We start from the raw sequence: 19704 nt of genomic DNA, 5'->3' as shown, positions 1-19704 counted from the left end.
ACTTAAAATTATCTAGAATAATTTGGAGCTTCTTTTGTAATCGTTACGTTATGCGGATGACTTTCAGTGATTCCGCTTGATGTGATTCTAACAAAACGTCCAGATTCTTGTAAAGTTGGAATATCTTTTGAACCGCAGTATCCCATTCCTGCACGAAGTCCTCCAATAAATTGAAGCATGCTTTCGTTTAATTCCCCTTTGTAAGGAACACGTCCAACGATTCCTTCTGGAACTAATTTTTTAACGTCGTCTTCAACATCTTGGAAGTAACGATCTTTAGAACCTGTTTGCATTGCTTCAACAGAACCCATTCCGCGGTAAGATTTGAATTTTCTTCCTTCAAAAATAATAGTTTCTCCTGGAGATTCTTTTGTTCCTGCAAGTAATGAACCCAACATTACACAGTCGGCACCTGCAGCAATTGCTTTAGGAATATCTCCTGTATAACGAATTCCACCATCAGCAATAACTGGAACTCCAGTTCCTTTGATGGCTGCAGCAACTTCTAAAACTGCTGAGAATTGAGGAAAACCAACACCTGCAACGATACGAGTTGTACAGATAGAACCAGGTCCGATTCCAACTTTTACACCGTCAGCACCATTTTCTACTAAATATTTAGCTGCTTCTGGAGTTGCAATGTTTCCAACAATTACATCTATTTGAGGGAATTTTGATTTTACTTCTTTCAATACATTTACTACACCTTCTGTATGTCCGTGAGCTGTATCGATAATGATTGCATCTACACCGGCAGCAACCAAAGCTTGTGCTCTTAAAACAGCGTCTCCAGTAACTCCAATTGCAGCAGCAACTCTTAAACGACCAAAACTATCTTTATTAGCAATTGGTTTTTGAGTCAATTTTGTAATATCTCTAAAAGTAATTAAACCAACTAATTCATTTTGAGCATTTACAACTGGTAATTTTTCGATTTTATGGCCTTGTAAAACTACTTCTGCTTGCTCAAGTGAAGTTCCTTCTGCTACAGTTACTAAGTTTTGGCTTGTCATAACCTCAGCGATTGGTCGCGCTCCGTTTTTCTCAAAACGCAAATCGCGGTTTGTAACAATACCTTTTAAGATTTTGTTTTCATCAACAATTGGAATACCACCGATTCCGAATTCTTTCATGGCATTTTTTGCATCAGCAATTGTAGAGTTGGTTGGTAATGTTACCGGATCGATAATCATACCTGCTTCTGCACGTTTTACTTTTCGAACTTTTCCTGCTTGTTGTTCGATAGTCATATTTTTATGTAAAACACCTATTCCGCCTTCTTGTGCCATAGCAATTGCCATTGCGCTTTCAGTTACTGTATCCATAGCAGCAGATACAATTGGAACGTTTAATGTAATGTTTCTTGAAAATTTTGATTTAATGCTCACTTCGCGAGGAAGCACATTCGAGTAGTTAGGTACTAATAATACATCGTCGTAAGTTAAACCTTCGCCGATAATCTTGGAGTTGTGTGCTATCATGGTGCAATTTCTAGTTGAATTGCGTGCAAATATAGTGAATAAATTGGAAACTTGAATACTAACTTATTCATAAAATTGACTTTACACGAATCGTCTTACAAAATATATGCCCTAGCCCAGATGGAAATGGAAAGCCACGAAAAGCTAAAATGCATTTTTTTCTGGCTTAAAAAAGCGACCAACGGAAGCTCTTTTTATGCCTTGAAAAAAAGTATTTTGGCTCGAGTGCTTGAAATGTACAGCTGGATAAAGCTTCTCATTATTAAAACTAATCGTCTTTGTCTTGAAAAACAAAATTGATTCCGAGTTGGAAGGCCGCACTGCTGGCTTTGGAGATATCTTTATATTCTAAAACATTATTGACTAGAGCATAAATATTTACCGGACCAATTGTTCCGGCAAGTCCTAATCCGACATTTTTATTTGAAAAAGTATCTAGGGTGTAGGTTGCCTTAAAATCTAATTTTTTAAAAATATTTCTTCTATAAAAAGCAGTTATAGCAAACAAAGGTGTTCGAGGTGCAGACATTGCAAAAACTTGTACTCCTGCCGCATTTTTATAATATTTATTGACTTTTCCATGACAATTACATTCGTCGTCTGGACGCGCTTCTCCAAATGAATATTCGATAGAAGAATAAAGTTTTGTTGGACGCCAAGTGGTATACTTATTATAAATCGTATCTCGTGGTATTGCTTTGTCAAATTCGTCAAAAACATTTTCAGGGTCATCTGTGCCCATAAAATCCGGATTTGCACCATTGTAACGGTAAATTCCTTTATAAGTAAGTGTTTCGACATCTTTGGTCTGTCTCACAAAACCCAAATCTATAACACTTGCGGTAAACTGTAAATTGTCTTTTATATAATAGGTAATCCCCGCATCTATTCCAAAACCTAGACTTCCGTTAAAAAAGGTATTATTAGCAATATCACGAACTACATTTCCTTCGTATTCATCTTTTGTAAAACGGGCAAGACCAGATGTTTTCAATTCTAAATTGGAAGAAATAACCTGACTGTACAAGTTTGGCGTTCCTGGCTCCTCGCCTGTATAAATGTAACCTGAGTTTTTTGTAGAAGTTGCATTTGCACCGCTTGAATAGATTTTAGCGCGACCTCCATAAACAAATTTGTCATTGAGTTTTTTATGAAAACCTACATGAAAAACAGAAAGCACTTCGGCTTTCATGCTTAAATCGCCTAGATTAAAAGATTTTCCGATATAATCTCGATTTCCGTTTAAAGCCAGTAAAGCAAGATCTTTGGGAACAAACATAAAAAAATCAAATTCCTGATACAATCCAAAGGAAATGTAAGAACGGCTTTCTCTGCCTCCAATTCTAAATCCGCCAGAAAATATTTCCAATTGCTGATTGGTTACTACTTTATCTCTGCTAGAAGATTTATTTACAACATCTCTGACCTTTTGATTAAAATCGACTCCATCATCTGAAAACAGATCATAGGCTGAAAAACTGCTAGATCCAATATTAGCTGAAATTCCAGATAAAACTGGAAATCCAAAATAATATTTATACGAAACATCGGCTCCTGGATTTACAAGCGAAGACTGCGGAATTGCAGTAAAATTATACAACAATTCTCTGTTTTGGGCAAAACAGAAAAGGTGAAAAAACAAGCAAAGTATTAGCGTCTTTCTCATTCGATTACTAAATAAGCCGTTGCACTTGATCTTAATTTTAAGTTTCCTTCACTCTGGCTATTTAATGGAGACCCTGAAGCAATTACTACCACAAAACCAATTTTTTGAGTTTGTTTTAAAAGATCTAATCGAGCATTTTCAAAAACTTCTGTTGGATATTTTATAACATTTGGCGTTCCTTTATAAGATGGAACTGTAAAAGATATGGTTTGCAACACCTCATTTTGATCGTTAAGCAAAAGCATATTTAGAACGAAAGCACGATTTATGTTATTTTCGACTTCAAAATCAAACTCTGCTTTTTTAAGACGTTCGGTAAAGAATTTTTCTTTAAAAATATCAAAGTCTCTAACATCTGGATAGACATTCGTTCCTCCATCATCTATAAGCTGATTGGCAGGAATATCAAAATAAGCAAGATTTGCTACAAAGACTGGTTCTAGCTTTAAATCTTTTACCTGATCGAAATCCAAATCACTTGAACAGGAAAAAAATAGAAAAGCCAAAAGAATTATGCTTGAAATTTTACGCGAAGAATTTGATTTCATGACGAAAATTATATGAATAATAAATATAACGCTTAATATTTACAATCATTATCTAAGGTAAGAAAAATAACCTTTTTTTAATGAAATTTTCCAAACAATTTTGAAGCTTCATTATAGGCGCTTTCAAAACTAAGAGAGTTTAAACCTGTAATTTTCTTATTAGCAGTAAAATAGGAAACCAATTTTTCTGTTGGCATATTTCCTGTTAGTTTATCAGTTGCCATTGGGCAGCCTCCAAAACCTTGAATAGCGCCGTCAAAACGGGTACAGCCTGCTTTTGCCGCTGCATCGATTTTTTCGAACCAGCTTTCTGGAGTGGTATGAAGATGAGCTCCAAATTCAATTTCTGGATATTTTGGAATTAAATCTGAAAATAAATAAGTTATTACTTCTGGAGTAGAAGTTCCGACAGTATCTGAAAGCGATAGAATCTTCACGCCCATTGCAGCTAGTTTTTCAGTCCATTCTGATACAATTTCTACATTCCACGGATCTCCGTACGGATTTCCGAAACCCATTGAAAGATAGGTCACGACTTCTTTATTTTTCTTATCTGCAACTTCCAGAATTTCTTCTAAGGTAACTAAAGATTCTTCAATTGTTTTGTGCGTATTACGCATCTGGAAATTCTCAGAAATAGAAAAAGGAAAACCTAAATATTGAATTTGTTCGTATTCGGCAGCAGTAATTGCTCCTTGCGTATTCGCAATAATTGAAAGCAGTTTACTTGTTGTTTGGGACAAATCTAACTGCTCTAGAACGGCAGCAGTATCTTGCATTTGCGGAATAGCTTTTGGAGAAACGAAACTTCCAAAATCGATTGTATCAAAGCCAACTCGCAACAAAGCTTGTATGTAAGTAACTTTATTTTTTGTCGGAATAAAATCCCTAATGCCTTGCATGGCATCTCTAGGGCATTCGATAATTTTGATTTCTTTACTCAAAGCGTATTCTTTTGTAAAGGCTAAGTTAGTTTCTTTTTTGATGATATAAAAGAGATTTTTTACCTGAACTCTATTATTACAAAATAGAATCATATATCGAAATATTACAAAAAAACGTAATATTTAATATTATTACCAAAAAACGTAATAATAAATCTTATTACGTATATTTGTAATAGAAAATCTATAATTTTTTACTTATATTTGAGTTATGACTAGTGTAATTACAGGCGACATAATTGGCTCAAGACAACAGGAATCTCAACATTGGGTTGACGATTTAAAGAAGATTTTGGCTTCATTGGGCAAAACTCCAAGTCAGTGGGAAGTATATCGAGGCGACGAATTTCAAATTGAAGTGAGTAATCCCGAAGATGCTTTGTTAGCCGCTATTTTGGTAAAAGCGCATTTAAGAGCCATAAAGTCTGACGCCCGAATGAGCATAGGTTTTGGAAATAAAACACACAATGCCAAAAGAATATCTGAAAGCAACGGTTCTGCATTTATTAATTCTGGTGAACTTTTTGAAACTTTAAAAAAGCAGAAAGTAAATCTAGCCCTGCGAACAGGAGATTTAGATTTTGATGAAAAATTGAATTTAATGCTGCAACTGGCTTTGACTTTCATGGACAGTTGGCTGGTCCAATCGGCAGAATTTGTTGCTGTTGCTATTGAAAACCCAACTTTGTCCCAAGAAGAATTAGGGCAACAATTAGGCATCAACCAAGCTGCTGTAAGCCGTAGGCAAAAAAGAGCTCAGTTTGATTTGGTTATGAATTTAGATCGCTATTTTAGAAAACAAATAAAACAATATTCAGCCTCATGATTTTATTTATAAAACTGTTTCTAGCTCATTTATTAGGAGATTTTATCTGGCAGCCCAATTCTTGGGTCGCCGACAAAGAAATCAAAAAACATAAAAGTGTTTATTTGTATATTCATATTTTACTGCACGGAGTTTTAGCAGCAGTTTTAGTGGGCAAAATCAGTTTTATACCTTATGCTATTTTAATTGCTGTTACGCATGGGGTTGTAGATTTAATCAAATTAAATTTTCAGAAAAAGAAAACCAAACGAACATGGTTTGTTGTCGATCAAATTGCACATATTCTCATTTTAATTGGTGTTACTCTTTTGTACGAAAATAAAACGATAATCAATTTTTGGCAGCATAATGCATTTTGGATTCTATTGACAGGAGTTTTATTGATAAGCAAACCAACCTCTATTTTTATAAAAACTATAATTTCAATATGGGCTCCAGAAAGCAAAAACAGCCATCAGGATAATTCTCTGATAGCTGCCGGAAATTATATTGGTATTTTAGAACGCTTATTTGTTTTCGGATTTATACTGACTGGTCATTTTGAAGCGATCGGTTTTCTGCTTGCCGCTAAATCTATTTTTAGATTTGGAGATTTAAAAGAAGCCAAAGACCGAAAACTCACAGAATACGTAATGATCGGAACTTTAATCAGTTTTGGTATTGCAATAATAGCCGGCCTTTTGGTCCAAGCGCTACTTTTACAACTGCCCTAAAACCTTTTTGTTAATTGCTTTTATCAAAGCTGGACCTTCGTAAATAAAGCCAGTATACAACTGCACTAGACTTGCACCTGCATTTAGCTTTTCAATTGCATCATCTGCAGAATGAATTCCCCCTACTCCAATAATTGGGAATGCTTTATTGCTTTTTTCAGATAGAAAACGAATTACTTCGGTAGAACGTTTCGTTAATGGTTTTCCAGATAAACCTCCCATTTCTGTTTGATTCGCAGATTGTAAACCTTCTCTAGAAATTGTTGTGTTTGTTGCAATAACACCAGCAATTTGCGTTGTTTTTACAATATCAATGATGTCTAATAATTGCTCATCTGTTAAGTCTGGAGCTATTTTTAAAAGAATAGGCTTTACTTTTTGAGTACTTGTCTTTTGCTTTTCTACATTTCTATTTTGCAAAGTCTGCAATAAAGCTGTCAAAGGTTCTTTATCTTGTAAAGCTCTTAAATTTGGTGTGTTTGGGGAACTTACATTCACCACAAAATAATCTACATGATTAAACAAAGCATCAAAACAAATGATATAATCTTTAACTGCATCTTCGTTATCAGTCACTTTATTTTTTCCAATATTTCCACCAATTAAAACACCAGTATTCTTTTTCAAACGTTCTACCGCTTCTAGAACACCGCCGTTATTAAATCCCATTCGGTTAATAATTGCTTGGTCTTCTTTTAAACGGAACAAACGTTTCTTCGGATTTCCTTCTTGGCCAACAGGCGTTACAGTTCCGATTTCGATAAAACCAAAACCAAAATCACCAAGCTCTTTGTATAGCTTTGCATCTTTATCAAAACCAGCCGCAAGCCCAACGGGATTTTTAAATTTAATTCCGAAAACTTCTCTTTCCAATCTAGCATCTTTTACCTCATAAATTGACCTTATAATTGCCGAAACACCAGGGATTTTTGAAATGAATTTTACAAAAGAAAAAGTAAAATAATGCACTTTTTCAGGATCAAAACAAAAAAGTATCGGACGAATTATCAATTTATACATAAGAGTTGTGTTGTTGTTATTTTGGCTGCAAATTTAGATATTATAGTTTAAAAAGGTGTCTTTTTACGAAAACAAATAATTTCTATTTTGTTTCAATTCTTCTATTTACAAATTAATCGTTCTGTCTTTTCATGTTGCAAGTTATAATTTGAAACCATTTCAAGCTTATCAGTAACCAACTCCCGTTCATTTATTATTTAATTTTGAAACACTTAATAAAATCTTTTATACAAACCATTATACTTATGTATAAAGAAAAAATAGTAAATCTAAAATTTAAAAACGTCCTTTTAGCTCTGCTATTAGCAATTACCCATAAAGGGCTTTCACAGCAAGAAAAAGATACAACAAAGCTGATGAATGTTCGGTATGGCAGTAAGGGAATTGAATTGGAAACCCGAGATAAAAAATTCCTTTTTCAACTACAAAGCCGATTCCAATTTCGTTTCTCCACTCCTTACGATACAGATCCTTTAACTTATGACGATTACAGTCAAGATGCTAAAACGACTTTTAAAATAAATCGTGCGAGGCTAAAAATAGGCGGTCATGCTTTTGAACCTTGGCTGAAATATTATTGGGAATATGAATTAAGTCAGTCCAACTTACTTGACTTTAGAATAATGATTGAAAAATGGGACTGGCTGAGTTTTAAAGTTGGGCAATGGAAAACTGAATTTACGCGTGAACGCTTTATCAGCAGCGGCGAACAGCAAATGGTTGAGCGATCTTTGATTAATCGTCCCTTTACGGTAGACAGACAATTGGGAGTTGAAGTTTACGGACACTTAAAAGGAACTGGAATTGCCGATTTTAATTATTGGGCTGCAGCTTTAACAGGAACAGGACGCGGAAGCACCTCTAATGACGATAATCATTTAATGTATTTTGGAAGAACACAATGGAATTTTTTAGGGCGCTTTCTTGATTTTGAAGGCTGTGATTTAGAATTTCACGAAAAACTTACTCCAATCGTTGCCTTTTCAGCCATTACAAACCGAAGCCCCTACACCCGTTTCTCACAGGCGGGAGGAGGTTCTCTAGATGGATTTGAAAATGGCTTGCCAGGACAATATAGAGTCAATCAATGGAATTTTGAAACTGCTTTTATGTACCGTGGTTTTTCATGGCAAAGCGAATGGCACACCAAAGAAATCATCGACAAAATAAACAATAATGACACCACCATAATGAAAGGATATTACGTTCAGGCAGGATATTTTTTTCACAATGCTTTTGAATGGTGGCCAAAACGCTTAGAAATGGCTGGTCGCCATGCCGCTTACAGACCCGATAATTCGATTAGAGAAAATAGACAAGATGAGTCTACATTGGCTTTTAACTGGTTTTTTAAAGGACACAAAAATAAACTAACCTCAGAGGTGAGTTATTTTACTTTTCAAGACAAAACACTTTCCTTACAGCAAGGATGGAGATTTAGAATACAATGGGATATCTCATTATAAATCAAACTTTTAATTCATTAGTTCAAAACATACATTTTTTTTTCATAACTTTAAATCACATAAATTACTGAATATGAAAAATATATCGAAAACAGTAAAAAAATTGGCATTTTTAATGTGCCTGACTGCAACCTTTTTGTTTATTTCAGTTGATGGAATAGCTCAGCGTCATCGCGGTGGAGGTGGCGGTGGAGGCGGATTTAACAGAAGTGGCGGGGCAACTCGTCAGGCAAGACCCGCTACACAATCTAGACCGAATGTAACAAGACCAAATACAACTAGGCCCGCAGCTACAACTAGGCCAGCTACAACTAGACCCGGAGCAAATAACTCTGGCACTAAAATAAACAGACCATCAAACAATTCTAATAGAAACAACACTGTCAACAGAAATAATACAGTAAACAGAAACAATGTAGGTAACAGAAATACAAACATTAGCGGTAATACTGTCAATAGAAACAGAAACAACGTTAACATTAATGTAAATAATAGCGTTCATGTTCGTAACAATCGCAATACAGTTGTAAGACCTGGGCCTAGACCCTATGTGCGTCCTCCGTATGTTTATGGCGGTTATAGATACAACTGCTATCATCCATACTATCCACGTCCTTACGTACCCTTTTATTGGGGACCAGTTTGGCATCCTTGGGGATTTTTTGTTGCAACTCTCGCAACTACTGCTATTATTGTCAGTGTTGAAAACAATAAGTATCATTACGATCAAGGAGTTTGGTACACTTCAACCAACGGTGGCTACACTGCCGTACCCGCGCCAGTTGGAGGAACTGTAAATAACATTCCAAGCGGAGCAGAAACAGTCAATACTGGAACGGTAAATAATTACTATTATGGCGGAACGTATTATGAAAAAGACGGAGGGAAATACACAGTAGTTGCTCCTACAGCAGGAACAATAGTAGACAAGCTTCCAGAAGGCGGAGAAGAAGTGACTATAGGCGATGTAAAATATGTAAAATTTGGCGAAACCTACTATCAACCTGTACAAGTTGACGGAAAAGATAAATATGAAGTAGTTTCGGTTGAGAAAGAATAATTTAATTTTATTAATTCCATAAAACTAATATACTTTCAAAAGTTATTTCTTAATTTTATACCCGCTATTAACAACCATTAGAAGCCCAAAAATAATAAATCATGAAAAACAAAACCTTTTGGATTTTTGCGTTACTCACATTATCCATTATTTCAATTGCTTACAGTTATACCAGATTTACAACTAAAGCAGAAACAACAGCTGCAGAATGTCATGAAACTCCAGGTAATGTTGAATCTGAATTTAAACCAACTGTCGAAAATAAATTTAAACCTACAGAAAAAGCACCAAAAGGTATGGTTTGGATTCCGGGAGGTGAATTTTCTATGGGAACTAATGTTGAAGATGAAAGTCTGTGCAGTATTAAAGGTGTAACGAAAGATGCAGCCCCAATTCACAGAGTATATCTTGATGGCTATTATATGGATGAAACTGAAGTAACCAATGAAGAATTCGAAAAATTTGTTAAAGCCACAGGATATGTAACTGTTGCGGAACAAAAACCAACAAAAGAAGAATTCCCATCAGCAAGTGAAGAAGATTTAGTAACAGGCTCTGTTGTTTTTACTCCTACACCATCTGCTGTTAATTTGAATAATTTCTTGCAATGGTGGCGTTATGAGCCAGGTGCAGATTGGAGACATCCTGAAGGCCCGCAAAGCAACATTATAGGAAAAGAAAAATATCCTGTTGTCCATGTGGTTTATGAAGATGCTGAAGCTTACGCAAAATGGGCGGGAAAAAGACTTCCAACAGAAGCAGAATGGGAATTTGCGGCAAGAGGAGGTAAAACTGGAAATTTGTATGCGTGGGGAAATGATTTAAAACCAAAAGGAAAATTTCAAGCTAATATTTACCAAGGACACTTCCCGATTAAAGATGGCGATACAGGAGAAGATGGTTTTAAAGGAATTGCTCCAATAAAACAATACGCTCCAAATGCATATGGCTTGTATGATATTGCTGGAAATGTTTGGGAATGGGTACACGACTGGTACAGCGTAGATTATTACAAATCATTAGCAGAAAGCGGGAAAGTAACAAAAAATCCGCAAGGTCCTGACGCTTATTATGATCCAAACGATCCTACTGAAGTAAAACGCGTTCATCGTGGCGGTTCGTTCTTATGCACTGATCAATATTGCACGCGATACATGGTTGGAACAAGAGGAAAAGGAGAAATCAGATCTGCCGCAAACCACGTAGGTTTTAGATGCGTAAAAAGCAAATAATCGTAAAAAAAACAAATGAAAGGGATTCTGCACAGAATCCCTTTTTTTATTAATTCAGATATGGAAAGCTAAATTATGCAGGAGAAAAATTTTCTATATTTGCTAAAAATTCAAAAAAATGCAACATATCATAGATCGCTTTATTAGTTATATAACAATTGATACAGAATCAGATCCAAATTCACAAACAACACCAAGTACGCAAAAACAATGGAATCTTGCCAATAAATTAGTTGACGAGCTAAAAGCAATTGGCCTTGAAGATGTAACGATTGACGACAAAGCTTATATCATGGCGACGCTGCCGAGCAATGTTGATCATGAAGTACCAACCATTGGTTTTGTTTCTCACTTTGACACTTCTCCAGATTTTAGCGGCGCAAATGTAAAACCGCAAATTATTGAAAACTACGATGGAAAAGATATCGTATTGAATGCAGAGAAAAACATTATTTTATCTCCAGATTACTTTAAAGATTTATTATTATATAAAGGACAAACGATCATTACAACTGACGGAACAACTTTATTAGGCGCTGATGACAAAGCTGGGATTACAGAAATTGTTTCGGCAATGGAATATCTTATTCAGCATCCCGAAATTAAACACGGAAAAATCAGAATCGGTTTTACTCCTGATGAAGAAATTGGTCGTGGCGCGCATCATTTTGATGTAGAAAAATTCGGAGCACAATGGGCTTACACAATGGACGGAAGTCAGATTGGCGAGCTAGAATATGAAAATTTCAACGCTGCTGGAGCTAAAATTACTTTTAAAGGAAAAAGCGTTCATCCTGGTTATGCTAAAGGAAAAATGATCAATTCTATGCTTTTGGCAAATGATTTCATTAACGAACTTCCAAAAGGCGAAACTCCACAGGAAACCAAAGGATATGAAGGTTTCTTCCATGTTCATCACATTAAAGGCAATATCGAAGAAACGGTTTTAGAATTGATTATTCGTGATCACAACAGAAAGAAATTCGAAAAAAGAAAAGAATTGATTCATAAATTGGCGAAACAATTCAATAAAAAATTCGCGAAGAAATTTGGCGAAGATATTGTAATTGCTGAAGTCAAAGATCAATATTACAATATGAAAGAAAAGGTACTACCTGTAAAATATATTGTAGATATTGCCGAAAAAGCGATGAGAGAATTAAATATCAAACCTATCATCAAACCTATTCGCGGCGGAACTGACGGATCTCAATTATCATTTATGGGATTACCTTGTCCGAACATTTTTGCGGGTGGACACAATTTCCATGGAAAATACGAATATGTTCCTGCCGAAAGCATCCAAAAAGCGACTGATGTAATTGTAAAAATTGCTGAGCTTACTGCGACTCCCGGAATTTTTGATGTAACTGAAAAACCTAAAAGAAAAAGATAAAGTGGAACCGAATTCTGATAAAAAGCACGTTTGGGATAAAGTCAATCAATGGGAAGAAGAGCTTCTTTTTCTTAAATCAATTATTGACAAAACTGAATTGGTTGAAACCATAAAATGGGGAGGACCTATTTATGTTTACAACAAAAAAAATGTTATCGGAATTGGAGGTTTTAAAAACTATTTTGCAATCTGGTTTTTAAATGGTGTTTTTCTGAAAGATGAGAAAAAGAGACTCATCAACGCTCAGGAAGACAAAACAAAATCAATGCGTCAATGGCGTTTTACTTCTAAAGATGAAATAAACGAAAAAGAAGTCTTAGAATACATTCACGAAGCGATTGAAAACGAAAAGCAAGGAAAAGTTATTAAACCGTCTAAAAAAGAAGCAATTGTTTCGGAACTTTTAGATCAAGAAATGGTTAAAAATCCAGCTTTAAAAGAAGCATTTGCAAAATTTTCTCCATACAAACAATATGAGTTTTTAGAATATATTGAAACGGCAAAACAAGAAAAAACAAAACTTTCGCGAATTGAAAAAGTGATTCCGATGATCTTGGCAAATGTTGGATTGAATGATAAATACAGGTAATTTTTTTTTAAATTCCAATCCTGAAGCGTTGGGATAAAATTTCAAATTCCAAACTATAAATTACGAGACCTTTGTCAAAGTTTTAAACTTTGACAAAGGTTTTTTTTTAGGCCAGAACGAGAATAGCTGCAATAGAAGACTAATGAGGTAATCTCCTCACTGGTGGTTTATAAAAACTGATTCTTTTAGCGAAATTACTTCAAAAAAGCCCTTTCTGCTCAAAATGAGAAGATTAAAATCATCTGCATTTATTTGTAACTTTTATTCAACTGAAAATAATAGAATTATTATCAAATTCAGAACAACACTCGATTTTTTTTGAAGACAAAATCCTACATTTGAAAAATAAAAACAACAAGCCTTTTCTAAGAATTAGTTAAAAATAAATATACTTTTAAACCATGATAGATAAAAAAATACTGCTCATTTTAATTATTGCTTTTTCAAATATAACTTTTGCCCAAAAGTATAAAAACATTCCAGAAAATTATTATTTAAATTTTATAGAACCTTTTAAACCAATTACAGTTTCAAATGATTCCATCGTTAAATTAAAAAAAGGTTTTTATAAAAGTTTTAATAATGATTTTACAGGTAGTTCCCTTTCTTTCTTTGAGGTGGATACCAATAATCAAATTATCGGAGACATAAAAATTATCGATAATAATGATAGTATCGTTGCTATAACTCAAAACAATAAGCTTGTCGAGTTAAATCATTATACAGATGATCAATTAAAATATCAATTAAAAATTAATCATACAGATAGCACCACAACCGATACGCAAACACGACATGGAGAAAAAGAAATACGTAAAATCTTTTACACAAAGAAAAATTACAAAAAGCGGATCACAACATCTTATTATAAAGGCAATTACACTGTCTATAATGAAATTGACAAATCATCTTCTGAATATAACTTAAAAGGAGAGTTACTTTATTACAAAGATAATAATGAAGAAAAAAAATATTATCCTAATGGAAATTTAAAAGTTCTTAAAACAAAGCAAATGACTAAACAATTTGATAAAAACCAATCTTTAGAATCTGTTAGTTATCAAAAGGATAATGTCTTGTACAATGAGTATTACAAAAATAACTTTTTATTTAAAAAAGATTACAAAAAAAACGGTATCGAATATGAGGAAAATTATGAAGAAGGAAAACTATTCTCTAAAACCCTCACAAAATCCATAAGTACATTAGAAGATGAACATTCTCAATATGATTCTAAAGGGAAATTTATAAAAAAATGGATTACAAAAGTTCCACAGCCGCCATCTTCATTTTCTGTAGGTTTTTAATAAAATATTTGAACATTTTCATTATATCAATTGTTTCTTTTATTGTTTCCTGTTTTTAGTAAAGCTTCGAATAAAAGAGAAATTATAAAATAGAATCAATAAACAAAAAAGTAAAAATATTCCAAAAGTGTATTTTTAGCTAAACAAACATCATTAACCATTATTAATCTAATTTTGATAGCTTCTATATAAAATTAGTAAAACAAAAAAACCCAAACTCCTTTTGGAATTTGGGATTTAAAATATTATTATTTAAAATTTATGCTTTCTTATTCAAAGCAGCACTCAATTCTAAAGAAATAGCAGAACGCTCTAATTTTAGTTTTCCTGACATAGTTTCGATTACAACAGTAGTTTCTGCTAATTCTGCAATTTTACCGTGGAAACCACTTTTTGTTACTATTTTGTCACCTACTTTTAGGCTGCTTTCAAATTCTTTTTCGTTTTTAGCTCTTTTTTGTTGTGGTCTGATCATGAAGAAATAGATTACCACGAACATCAAAAGAAATGGCGCAAATTGAGTTAATTGTCCCATAATTTAAATTTGTTTTTGATTTATATTTAATATTCTTTTTTTTGGAATTTGGAATTTATAAAATTGATTATTCCAATTTTACATCAACCCTCTTCCCACTTTTACCATCTTTTTATTGGCAGTCAGTTCCTTAACAAGGTTATCTAAAATTCCGTTGATAAAAATACTACTTTTTGGTGTAGAATACTCTTTTGCAATTTCTAAATATTCGTTAAGAGTTACTTTTACTGGAATTGAAGGGAATTTTAAAAATTCGCAAATTGCCATTTTCAAGATAATAGTATCAATTTCAGCAATACGATCACTGTCCCAATTTGGTGTTTTATCTTCATATTCTTTTGCAAACGCCGTTTCGTTTAGAATTGTTCTTCTAAATAAATCTTTTGCAAAATCCTTATCTTCAACATCTTTATACAATTTAGGTACTCTAAAATCGTCTGGATCTTCTGTTTTAATTGCTTTCAACTGTTTAACAATATGAGTATTTACAACAGGAATATCATCAACCCAAGTCAATTTATCGTCTTCTAAGTACTCGTATAATTTTTCATTTGGAACAATAACATTCTCAAACAAATCAATAATAAATTGTCTGTCTTCTTCAAACGTATTTACGTTATTGCTCATATATTTTTGATAGATATCGCTTGCTTTAACATCATTTAAAAGCAAAATAATATAATCATCGTTTAATGACCAGTTATTGATTTTACGATTTTCTAAAGCAATACTAAGGGAATTACTTTCAGCAAGAAGTTGAAAAATTTTATTCTTTACAAATTTTTCATTCGGATTACGTTCTGCGGCAGTTGCCAGGTGTTTTTTGCTTGACAGATGCAAATAGACAGCTTCTTTTTTGCAAATTTCTATCAATGAAGAAAGCATTATAAGATATAAGTCCTGAATATTGTCAATGCTGTAGAAAAGAAATTTCTCTTCTTTTTCCATGTTATCAGAACCGCTTTGGTGCATTGCATAAATGGATTGCATTACTTTAACGCGTATGTGTCTTCTATTTACCACCTTGTAAGAACATTTAAAAATTAGTCTGCAAAAGTATAACTTTTGATACGTATTTTAAAATTTATTCGTAAAAAAGTAACAGTTTTCCCTCGCAGTTTTCAACATTAAACAATTTTCCAGTCGCAGTCGCAGCATTCAGTTTGGTATCACAATCACTCTGTAAGCTGCGACCGTAACTTAAAACTAAAAAAAAATCTCAGTTTCCAGATTAACTGAAAACTGAGACTGAGACTGTAAACTATAAAAATTACTTCGCCGCGTTCTCGATTCTTCTTTGATCAATACGATTTTGAGCAATAGTAAGAGCCGCTTTATGGGTTGTGATTCCGTTTTTAGCAGCGAAATCTATAATTTCTAAAGTTGTATTGTAAATATTCTCTGTTTTAGTCATGATTTCAGCTTTACCATAGTTAGCTAATTCAGCATAAACATTGATAATTCCACCCGCGTTGATTAAGAAATCTGGAGCATATAAAATTCCTCTTTCTTGTAATCTTGCACCGTGAACATTTTCATCAGCTAATTGGTTGTTGGCTGCACCAGCAATCACTTTTGCTTTAATTTTATCTACCGTATTATCATTGATTGTTGCTCCCATCGCACATGGCGCATAGATATCAACATCTGCAGTATATAAATCTTCACCAGTATAAATGGTTGCATTGTATTTTGAAGCAACTTGGAATAATTTCTCTTCGTTGATATCAGAAATAGTTACTTGAGCTCCTTCTTTAGTTAGATACTCCACCAAAGTTTCACCAACGTGTCCAATTCCTTGCACCAAAACTTTTTTACCTTCTAAAACATCAGTTCCAAACTGACTTTTAGCAGCCGCTTTCATACCTAGATAAACACCATAAGCTGTTACTGGAGAAGGATTTCCAGAACCACCTCTTTCTTCAGAAATACCCGTAACGTAAGGCGTTACATCTCTTACAGTATCCATGTCTTTAGTCTCCATTCCGACATCTTCTGCAGTGATATATCTTCCGCTTAATGAATGAACAAACTCTCCAAACTTACGCATTAACTCAGGAGTTTTTTGCGTTTTAGCATCACCAATAATAACTGCTTTACCTCCACCAATATTCAGTCCAGTAATAGCCGATTTAAAAGTCATACCTCTCGAAAGGCGTAAAACATCATTTAAAGCTTCCCATTCTGTGTTGTAATTCCACATTCTGGTTCCTCCCAAAGCTGGTCCCATAACCGAATTATGAATACCAATAATTGCTTTTAAACCTGTATCTTTGTCATTGCAAAATACAATTTGTTCGTGATCGTCAAAAGATAACTGTCCAAAAACAGGATCCATTTTTTGAAGTTCCTTTCCAGTTGCGAAAGTTGCATCCATAGCGCTAGTATAAATTAGTTAAAATTATGAATTCGTCAAAAAGACTTCTCAAACATAATTAAAAAATACACATGTGCTAATTTTTTATCTTTAAAATAACAATATTACAATATAATTGTTTTGATTAAATCGCAAATTATTATAACTTTCTTTAATAATAATTCTTAAATACAAATCAATTCAATATTAAATTTCTTAAAAAAATGAAAGAATTAAGCTATTTAAACAAATATTTCATTAAGTATAAATACAGTTTCTCTGCAGGTATTTTAATAACCATAATCGCACAAATATTTTCTTTATTTACACCAAAACTTATCAGTAAGTCCTTAAATGCTATTGAAAATTTTGATAAACTTTCTGTTGCAGAGCAAAACTCTGAAGCTGTGATCGCCAGTTTTCGTCAGGATCTCGTTCATAATGTGCTACTTATCATCGGAACTACGATTGTTGCAGGTTTTTTGACGTTTCTAATGCGCCAAACTTTGATTGTGATGTCGCGTCATATTGAATTTGATTTAAAAAACGAAGTTTTCAGACAATACGAGAATCTTTCTCAAAATTTCTATAAACAAAATAGAACGGGAGATTTAATGAATCGTATTAGCGAAGACGTTTCCAAAGTTCGCATGTATGTGGGGCCTGCGGTAATGTATACTATTAATACATTTATTCGTTTTGCGATCGTTATAATATATATGTATAATGTATCGCCACTTCTTACCTTATATACTATATTGCCTTTGCCAATTCTCTCTTACTGCATTTTCAAATTAAGCTCTGAAATCAACAAAAGAAGCACAACCTTCCAACAATACCTTTCTAAAGTTTCAAGTTTTACCCAGGAAATCTTTTCAGGAATTCGCGTTATAAAAGCCTATTCGCTAGAAAATCAACATCAAAACAATATGGTTGATCTTGCCGAAGAAAGCAAACGTAAAAGCTTAAGTCTTGCAAGAGTCCAATCTTTGTTTGGTCCGTTGATGATTGCGCTTATCGGAATCAGCAATTTGGTTGTAATCTATTTTGGAGGCGTAATGTACATTAATGGAAGCATTCCTAATATTGGGACAATCGCAGAATTTATCTTATATGTCAATATGCTGACTTGGCCAGTTGCGTCTTTAGGCTGGGTTTCATCTATGGTTCAGGAAGCAGAAGCGTCTCAAAAACGTTTAAATGAGTTTTTAAAAATTGAGCCGGAAATCAAAAACAACAACGAAAATTCATCTGACATTCAAGGAAATATCACTTTCGAAAATGTTTCTTTTACGTATAAAGACACGAATATTGAAGCATTGAAAAATGTTTCTTTCACAGTAAAAAAAGGGGAAACATTAGCGATATTAGGAAAGACAGGTTCTGGAAAATCAACTATTTTATCTTTGATTTCGAGATTGTATGATGTAACCGAAGGCAAGATCAAAATTGATGAAAACGAAATCAGCACTTTAAACTTAAACGATCTTCGCAACAACATCGGAATCGTCCCTCAAGATGCTTTCTTATTTTCTGACACTATTAAAAATAATATCAAATTCGGAAATCAAAACGCAACTGATGAAGAAGTATTCCAAGCCGCTAAAAATGCTGTGGTTCACGATAATATTATTGCCTTTAACAAACAGTACGACACCGTTTTAGGAGAAAGAGGAATTACGCTTTCAGGCGGGCAAAAACAACGTGTTTCTATTGCTAGAGCGATTATTAAAAACCCTACCATCTTACTTTTTGATGATTGTTTGTCTGCTGTTGATACCGAAACCGAAGAAATGATTTTGAATAATTTATTTGAGATTTCTAAAGATAAAACAACGATAATTGTTAGCCACCGAGTTTCATCTGCAAAGAATGCAGACAAAATTATTATACTCGAAGACGGTAAGATAATTCAACAAGGCTCTCATAATCAATTAATAAATCAAGAAGGATATTATTCGGCGTTATATTTAAAACAACTTTCGGAAAAAGAATTACTTTAATTGTTGCGTAATAGATAATTTTTTATGATTTTTGAGTACTATTAATTCCAAAAATGATAGAACGTATTATGAGAGAAAATGACATGTTAGAAAAAGAAGAGATTTTTTCTAAAGTATTACGAGCAGGAAGAAGAACTTATTTCTTTGATGTGAGAGCTACCAAAGCTGATGATTATTACATTACTATTACCGAAAGCAAAAAATTTACTGAGGAAGATGGTTCTTTTCACTTCAAAAAACACAAAATTTACTTGTACAAAGAAGATTTTAGTGCTTTTGCCGAAATATTAGAAGAAATGACTTCTTATGTTTTGAACCACAAAGGCGAAGAAGTAATTTCTGAAAGACACCAAAAAGACTTTAAAAAAGAATATAGTTCTGAAAAAACTGAAAGTCAAAGATCTAGTTTTACAGATATCGATTTTGACGATATTTAATCAAAATCATCTACATAAAGTAGGAGTCCAATTTGTTCTGCATTTTGGACTTTTTTTATATATTAATTTATTATTTTTAGATTTTAGACTTCAGATTTTAGATTCTCTCAAGTCATCTGAAATTC

At 33.4% G+C, this 19704-nt stretch carries 18 protein-coding genes; 10 read left to right on the top strand and 8 right to left on the bottom strand.

The genetic code is table 11. From position 1 onward, the window contains the following. Positions 1-8: 8 nt before the first annotated feature. The 4 genes from guaB to M0M44_RS12570 all read right to left on the bottom strand — a co-directional run bounded on the left by guaB (position 9) and on the right by M0M44_RS12570 (position 4639). Complete coding sequence (gene guaB / locus M0M44_RS12585) at positions 9-1481, bottom strand: IMP dehydrogenase (protein WP_248725955.1); 1473 nt, start codon at positions 1479-1481, stop codon at positions 9-11. A gap of 268 nt (positions 1482-1749) precedes the next feature. Next, positions 1750-3147 carry a DUF5723 family protein gene (locus M0M44_RS12580; RefSeq protein ID WP_248725954.1) on the bottom strand — a complete coding sequence of 466 codons (1398 nt, stop codon included), beginning with the start codon at positions 3145-3147 and terminating at the stop codon, positions 1750-1752. Next, on the bottom strand, positions 3144-3695 hold the full coding sequence (locus M0M44_RS12575; protein WP_248725953.1) for a hypothetical protein: 552 nt from the start codon (positions 3693-3695) through the stop codon (positions 3144-3146). Before M0M44_RS12575 ends, M0M44_RS12580 begins: the two co-directional genes overlap by 4 nt. 77 nt (positions 3696-3772) lie before the next feature. Beyond that, on the bottom strand, positions 3773-4639 hold the full coding sequence (locus tag M0M44_RS12570; protein WP_248730005.1) for a hydroxymethylglutaryl-CoA lyase: 867 nt from the start codon (positions 4637-4639) through the stop codon (positions 3773-3775). Between the two features lie 211 nt (positions 4640-4850). On the opposite strand from M0M44_RS12570, the gene M0M44_RS12565 reads away from it, so the two are divergent. Further along, complete coding sequence (locus tag M0M44_RS12565) at positions 4851-5465, top strand: RNA polymerase sigma factor sigma-70 region 4 domain-containing protein (RefSeq protein WP_248725952.1); 615 nt, start codon at positions 4851-4853, stop codon at positions 5463-5465. After that, the gene (locus M0M44_RS12560; protein ID WP_248725951.1) at positions 5462-6178 is read left to right on the top strand and encodes a DUF3307 domain-containing protein; all 717 of its coding nucleotides are present in this window, start codon (positions 5462-5464) and stop codon (positions 6176-6178) included. The genes M0M44_RS12565 and M0M44_RS12560 overlap by 4 nt, the downstream gene beginning before the upstream one ends. Here the strand turns inward: M0M44_RS12560 and M0M44_RS12555 are convergent. After that, positions 6164-7198 (bottom strand): quinone-dependent dihydroorotate dehydrogenase, encoded by a 1035-nt coding sequence (locus tag M0M44_RS12555; RefSeq protein ID WP_248725950.1) that lies wholly within the window; start codon positions 7196-7198, stop codon positions 6164-6166. The genes M0M44_RS12560 and M0M44_RS12555 overlap by 15 nt on opposite strands. 245 nt (positions 7199-7443) lie before the next feature. On the opposite strand from M0M44_RS12555, the gene M0M44_RS12550 reads away from it, so the two are divergent. From M0M44_RS12550 to M0M44_RS12525, 6 genes are all read left to right on the top strand, one after another. Beyond that, positions 7444-8664, top strand: a complete 1221-nt coding sequence (locus tag M0M44_RS12550; protein WP_248725949.1) for an OprO/OprP family phosphate-selective porin — start codon at positions 7444-7446, stop codon at positions 8662-8664. A 73-nt stretch (positions 8665-8737) separates the two neighbouring features. Beyond that, entirely contained in the window at positions 8738-9724 is a 987-nt protein-coding gene (locus M0M44_RS12545) for a DUF6515 family protein (RefSeq protein WP_248725948.1), read from the top strand. 101 nt (positions 9725-9825) lie between these two features. After that, positions 9826-10956: a formylglycine-generating enzyme family protein gene (locus M0M44_RS12540; RefSeq protein ID WP_248725947.1), complete on the top strand. Its 1131-nt coding sequence runs from the start codon at positions 9826-9828 to the stop codon at positions 10954-10956. A gap of 118 nt (positions 10957-11074) precedes the next feature. Further along, on the top strand, positions 11075-12352 hold the full coding sequence (pepT, locus tag M0M44_RS12535) for a peptidase T (protein ID WP_248725946.1): 1278 nt from the start codon (positions 11075-11077) through the stop codon (positions 12350-12352). A 1-nt stretch (position 12353) separates the two neighbouring features. After that, positions 12354-12941 (top strand): YdeI/OmpD-associated family protein, encoded by a 588-nt coding sequence (locus M0M44_RS12530; protein ID WP_248725945.1) that lies wholly within the window; start codon positions 12354-12356, stop codon positions 12939-12941. Between the two features lie 401 nt (positions 12942-13342). Further along, positions 13343-14248, top strand: a complete 906-nt coding sequence (locus tag M0M44_RS12525; RefSeq protein WP_248725944.1) for a hypothetical protein — start codon at positions 13343-13345, stop codon at positions 14246-14248. Between the two features lie 259 nt (positions 14249-14507). On the opposite strand, the gene yajC is transcribed toward M0M44_RS12525, so the two are convergent. The 3 genes from yajC to M0M44_RS12510 all read right to left on the bottom strand — a co-directional run bounded on the left by yajC (position 14508) and on the right by M0M44_RS12510 (position 17160). After that, on the bottom strand, positions 14508-14783 hold the full coding sequence (gene yajC / locus M0M44_RS12520) for a preprotein translocase subunit YajC (RefSeq protein ID WP_053471036.1): 276 nt from the start codon (positions 14781-14783) through the stop codon (positions 14508-14510). Positions 14784-14861: 78 nt separating this feature from the next. Then, positions 14862-15773, bottom strand: a complete 912-nt coding sequence (gene nusB / locus M0M44_RS12515) for a transcription antitermination factor NusB (RefSeq protein ID WP_248725943.1) — start codon at positions 15771-15773, stop codon at positions 14862-14864. A 280-nt stretch (positions 15774-16053) separates the two neighbouring features. After that, positions 16054-17160 (bottom strand): Glu/Leu/Phe/Val family dehydrogenase, encoded by a 1107-nt coding sequence (locus M0M44_RS12510; protein ID WP_248725942.1) that lies wholly within the window; start codon positions 17158-17160, stop codon positions 16054-16056. Between the two features lie 203 nt (positions 17161-17363). Between M0M44_RS12510 and M0M44_RS12505 the strand changes: the two genes are divergently transcribed. Beyond that, positions 17364-19142: an ABC transporter ATP-binding protein gene (locus M0M44_RS12505; RefSeq protein WP_248725941.1), complete on the top strand. Its 1779-nt coding sequence runs from the start codon at positions 17364-17366 to the stop codon at positions 19140-19142. A gap of 68 nt (positions 19143-19210) precedes the next feature. Then, positions 19211-19579: a PUR family DNA/RNA-binding protein gene (locus M0M44_RS12500; RefSeq protein WP_095931384.1), complete on the top strand. Its 369-nt coding sequence runs from the start codon at positions 19211-19213 to the stop codon at positions 19577-19579. Positions 19580-19704: the final 125 nt, after the last annotated feature.

Origin of the sequence: Flavobacterium humidisoli, assembly GCF_023272795.1 — a bacterium.
Lineage (GTDB): Bacteria > Bacteroidota > Bacteroidia > Flavobacteriales > Flavobacteriaceae > Flavobacterium > Flavobacterium humidisoli.
Note: the sequence above shows the minus strand (reverse complement) of the source record. Positions and strands in the feature narration are given on the sequence as shown.

What these genes read in the sequence shown, in the direction of transcription:
- M0M44_RS12510 (WP_248725942.1), bottom strand. Translation starts at nt 17,160, where the DNA reads ATGGATGCAACTTTCGCAACTGGAAAGGAACTTCAAAAAATGGATCCT.
- nusB (WP_248725943.1), bottom strand. Translation starts at nt 15,773, where the DNA reads ATGCAATCCATTTATGCAATGCACCAAAGCGGTTCTGATAACATGGAA.
- M0M44_RS12575 (WP_248725953.1), bottom strand. Translation starts at nt 3,695, where the DNA reads ATGAAATCAAATTCTTCGCGTAAAATTTCAAGCATAATTCTTTTGGCT.
- M0M44_RS12565 (WP_248725952.1), top strand. Translation starts at nt 4,851, where the DNA reads ATGACTAGTGTAATTACAGGCGACATAATTGGCTCAAGACAACAGGAA.
- M0M44_RS12505 (WP_248725941.1), top strand. Translation starts at nt 17,364, where the DNA reads ATGAAAGAATTAAGCTATTTAAACAAATATTTCATTAAGTATAAATAC.
- M0M44_RS12555 (WP_248725950.1), bottom strand. Translation starts at nt 7,198, where the DNA reads ATGTATAAATTGATAATTCGTCCGATACTTTTTTGTTTTGATCCTGAA.
- M0M44_RS12525 (WP_248725944.1), top strand. Translation starts at nt 13,343, where the DNA reads ATGATAGATAAAAAAATACTGCTCATTTTAATTATTGCTTTTTCAAAT.
- M0M44_RS12540 (WP_248725947.1), top strand. Translation starts at nt 9,826, where the DNA reads ATGAAAAACAAAACCTTTTGGATTTTTGCGTTACTCACATTATCCATT.
- guaB (WP_248725955.1), bottom strand. Translation starts at nt 1,481, where the DNA reads ATGATAGCACACAACTCCAAGATTATCGGCGAAGGTTTAACTTACGAC.
- yajC (WP_053471036.1), bottom strand. Translation starts at nt 14,783, where the DNA reads ATGGGACAATTAACTCAATTTGCGCCATTTCTTTTGATGTTCGTGGTA.
- pepT (WP_248725946.1), top strand. Translation starts at nt 11,075, where the DNA reads ATGCAACATATCATAGATCGCTTTATTAGTTATATAACAATTGATACA.
- M0M44_RS12500 (WP_095931384.1), top strand. Translation starts at nt 19,211, where the DNA reads ATGAGAGAAAATGACATGTTAGAAAAAGAAGAGATTTTTTCTAAAGTA.
- M0M44_RS12580 (WP_248725954.1), bottom strand. Translation starts at nt 3,147, where the DNA reads ATGAGAAAGACGCTAATACTTTGCTTGTTTTTTCACCTTTTCTGTTTT.
- M0M44_RS12545 (WP_248725948.1), top strand. Translation starts at nt 8,738, where the DNA reads ATGAAAAATATATCGAAAACAGTAAAAAAATTGGCATTTTTAATGTGC.
- M0M44_RS12550 (WP_248725949.1), top strand. Translation starts at nt 7,444, where the DNA reads ATGTATAAAGAAAAAATAGTAAATCTAAAATTTAAAAACGTCCTTTTA.
- M0M44_RS12560 (WP_248725951.1), top strand. Translation starts at nt 5,462, where the DNA reads ATGATTTTATTTATAAAACTGTTTCTAGCTCATTTATTAGGAGATTTT.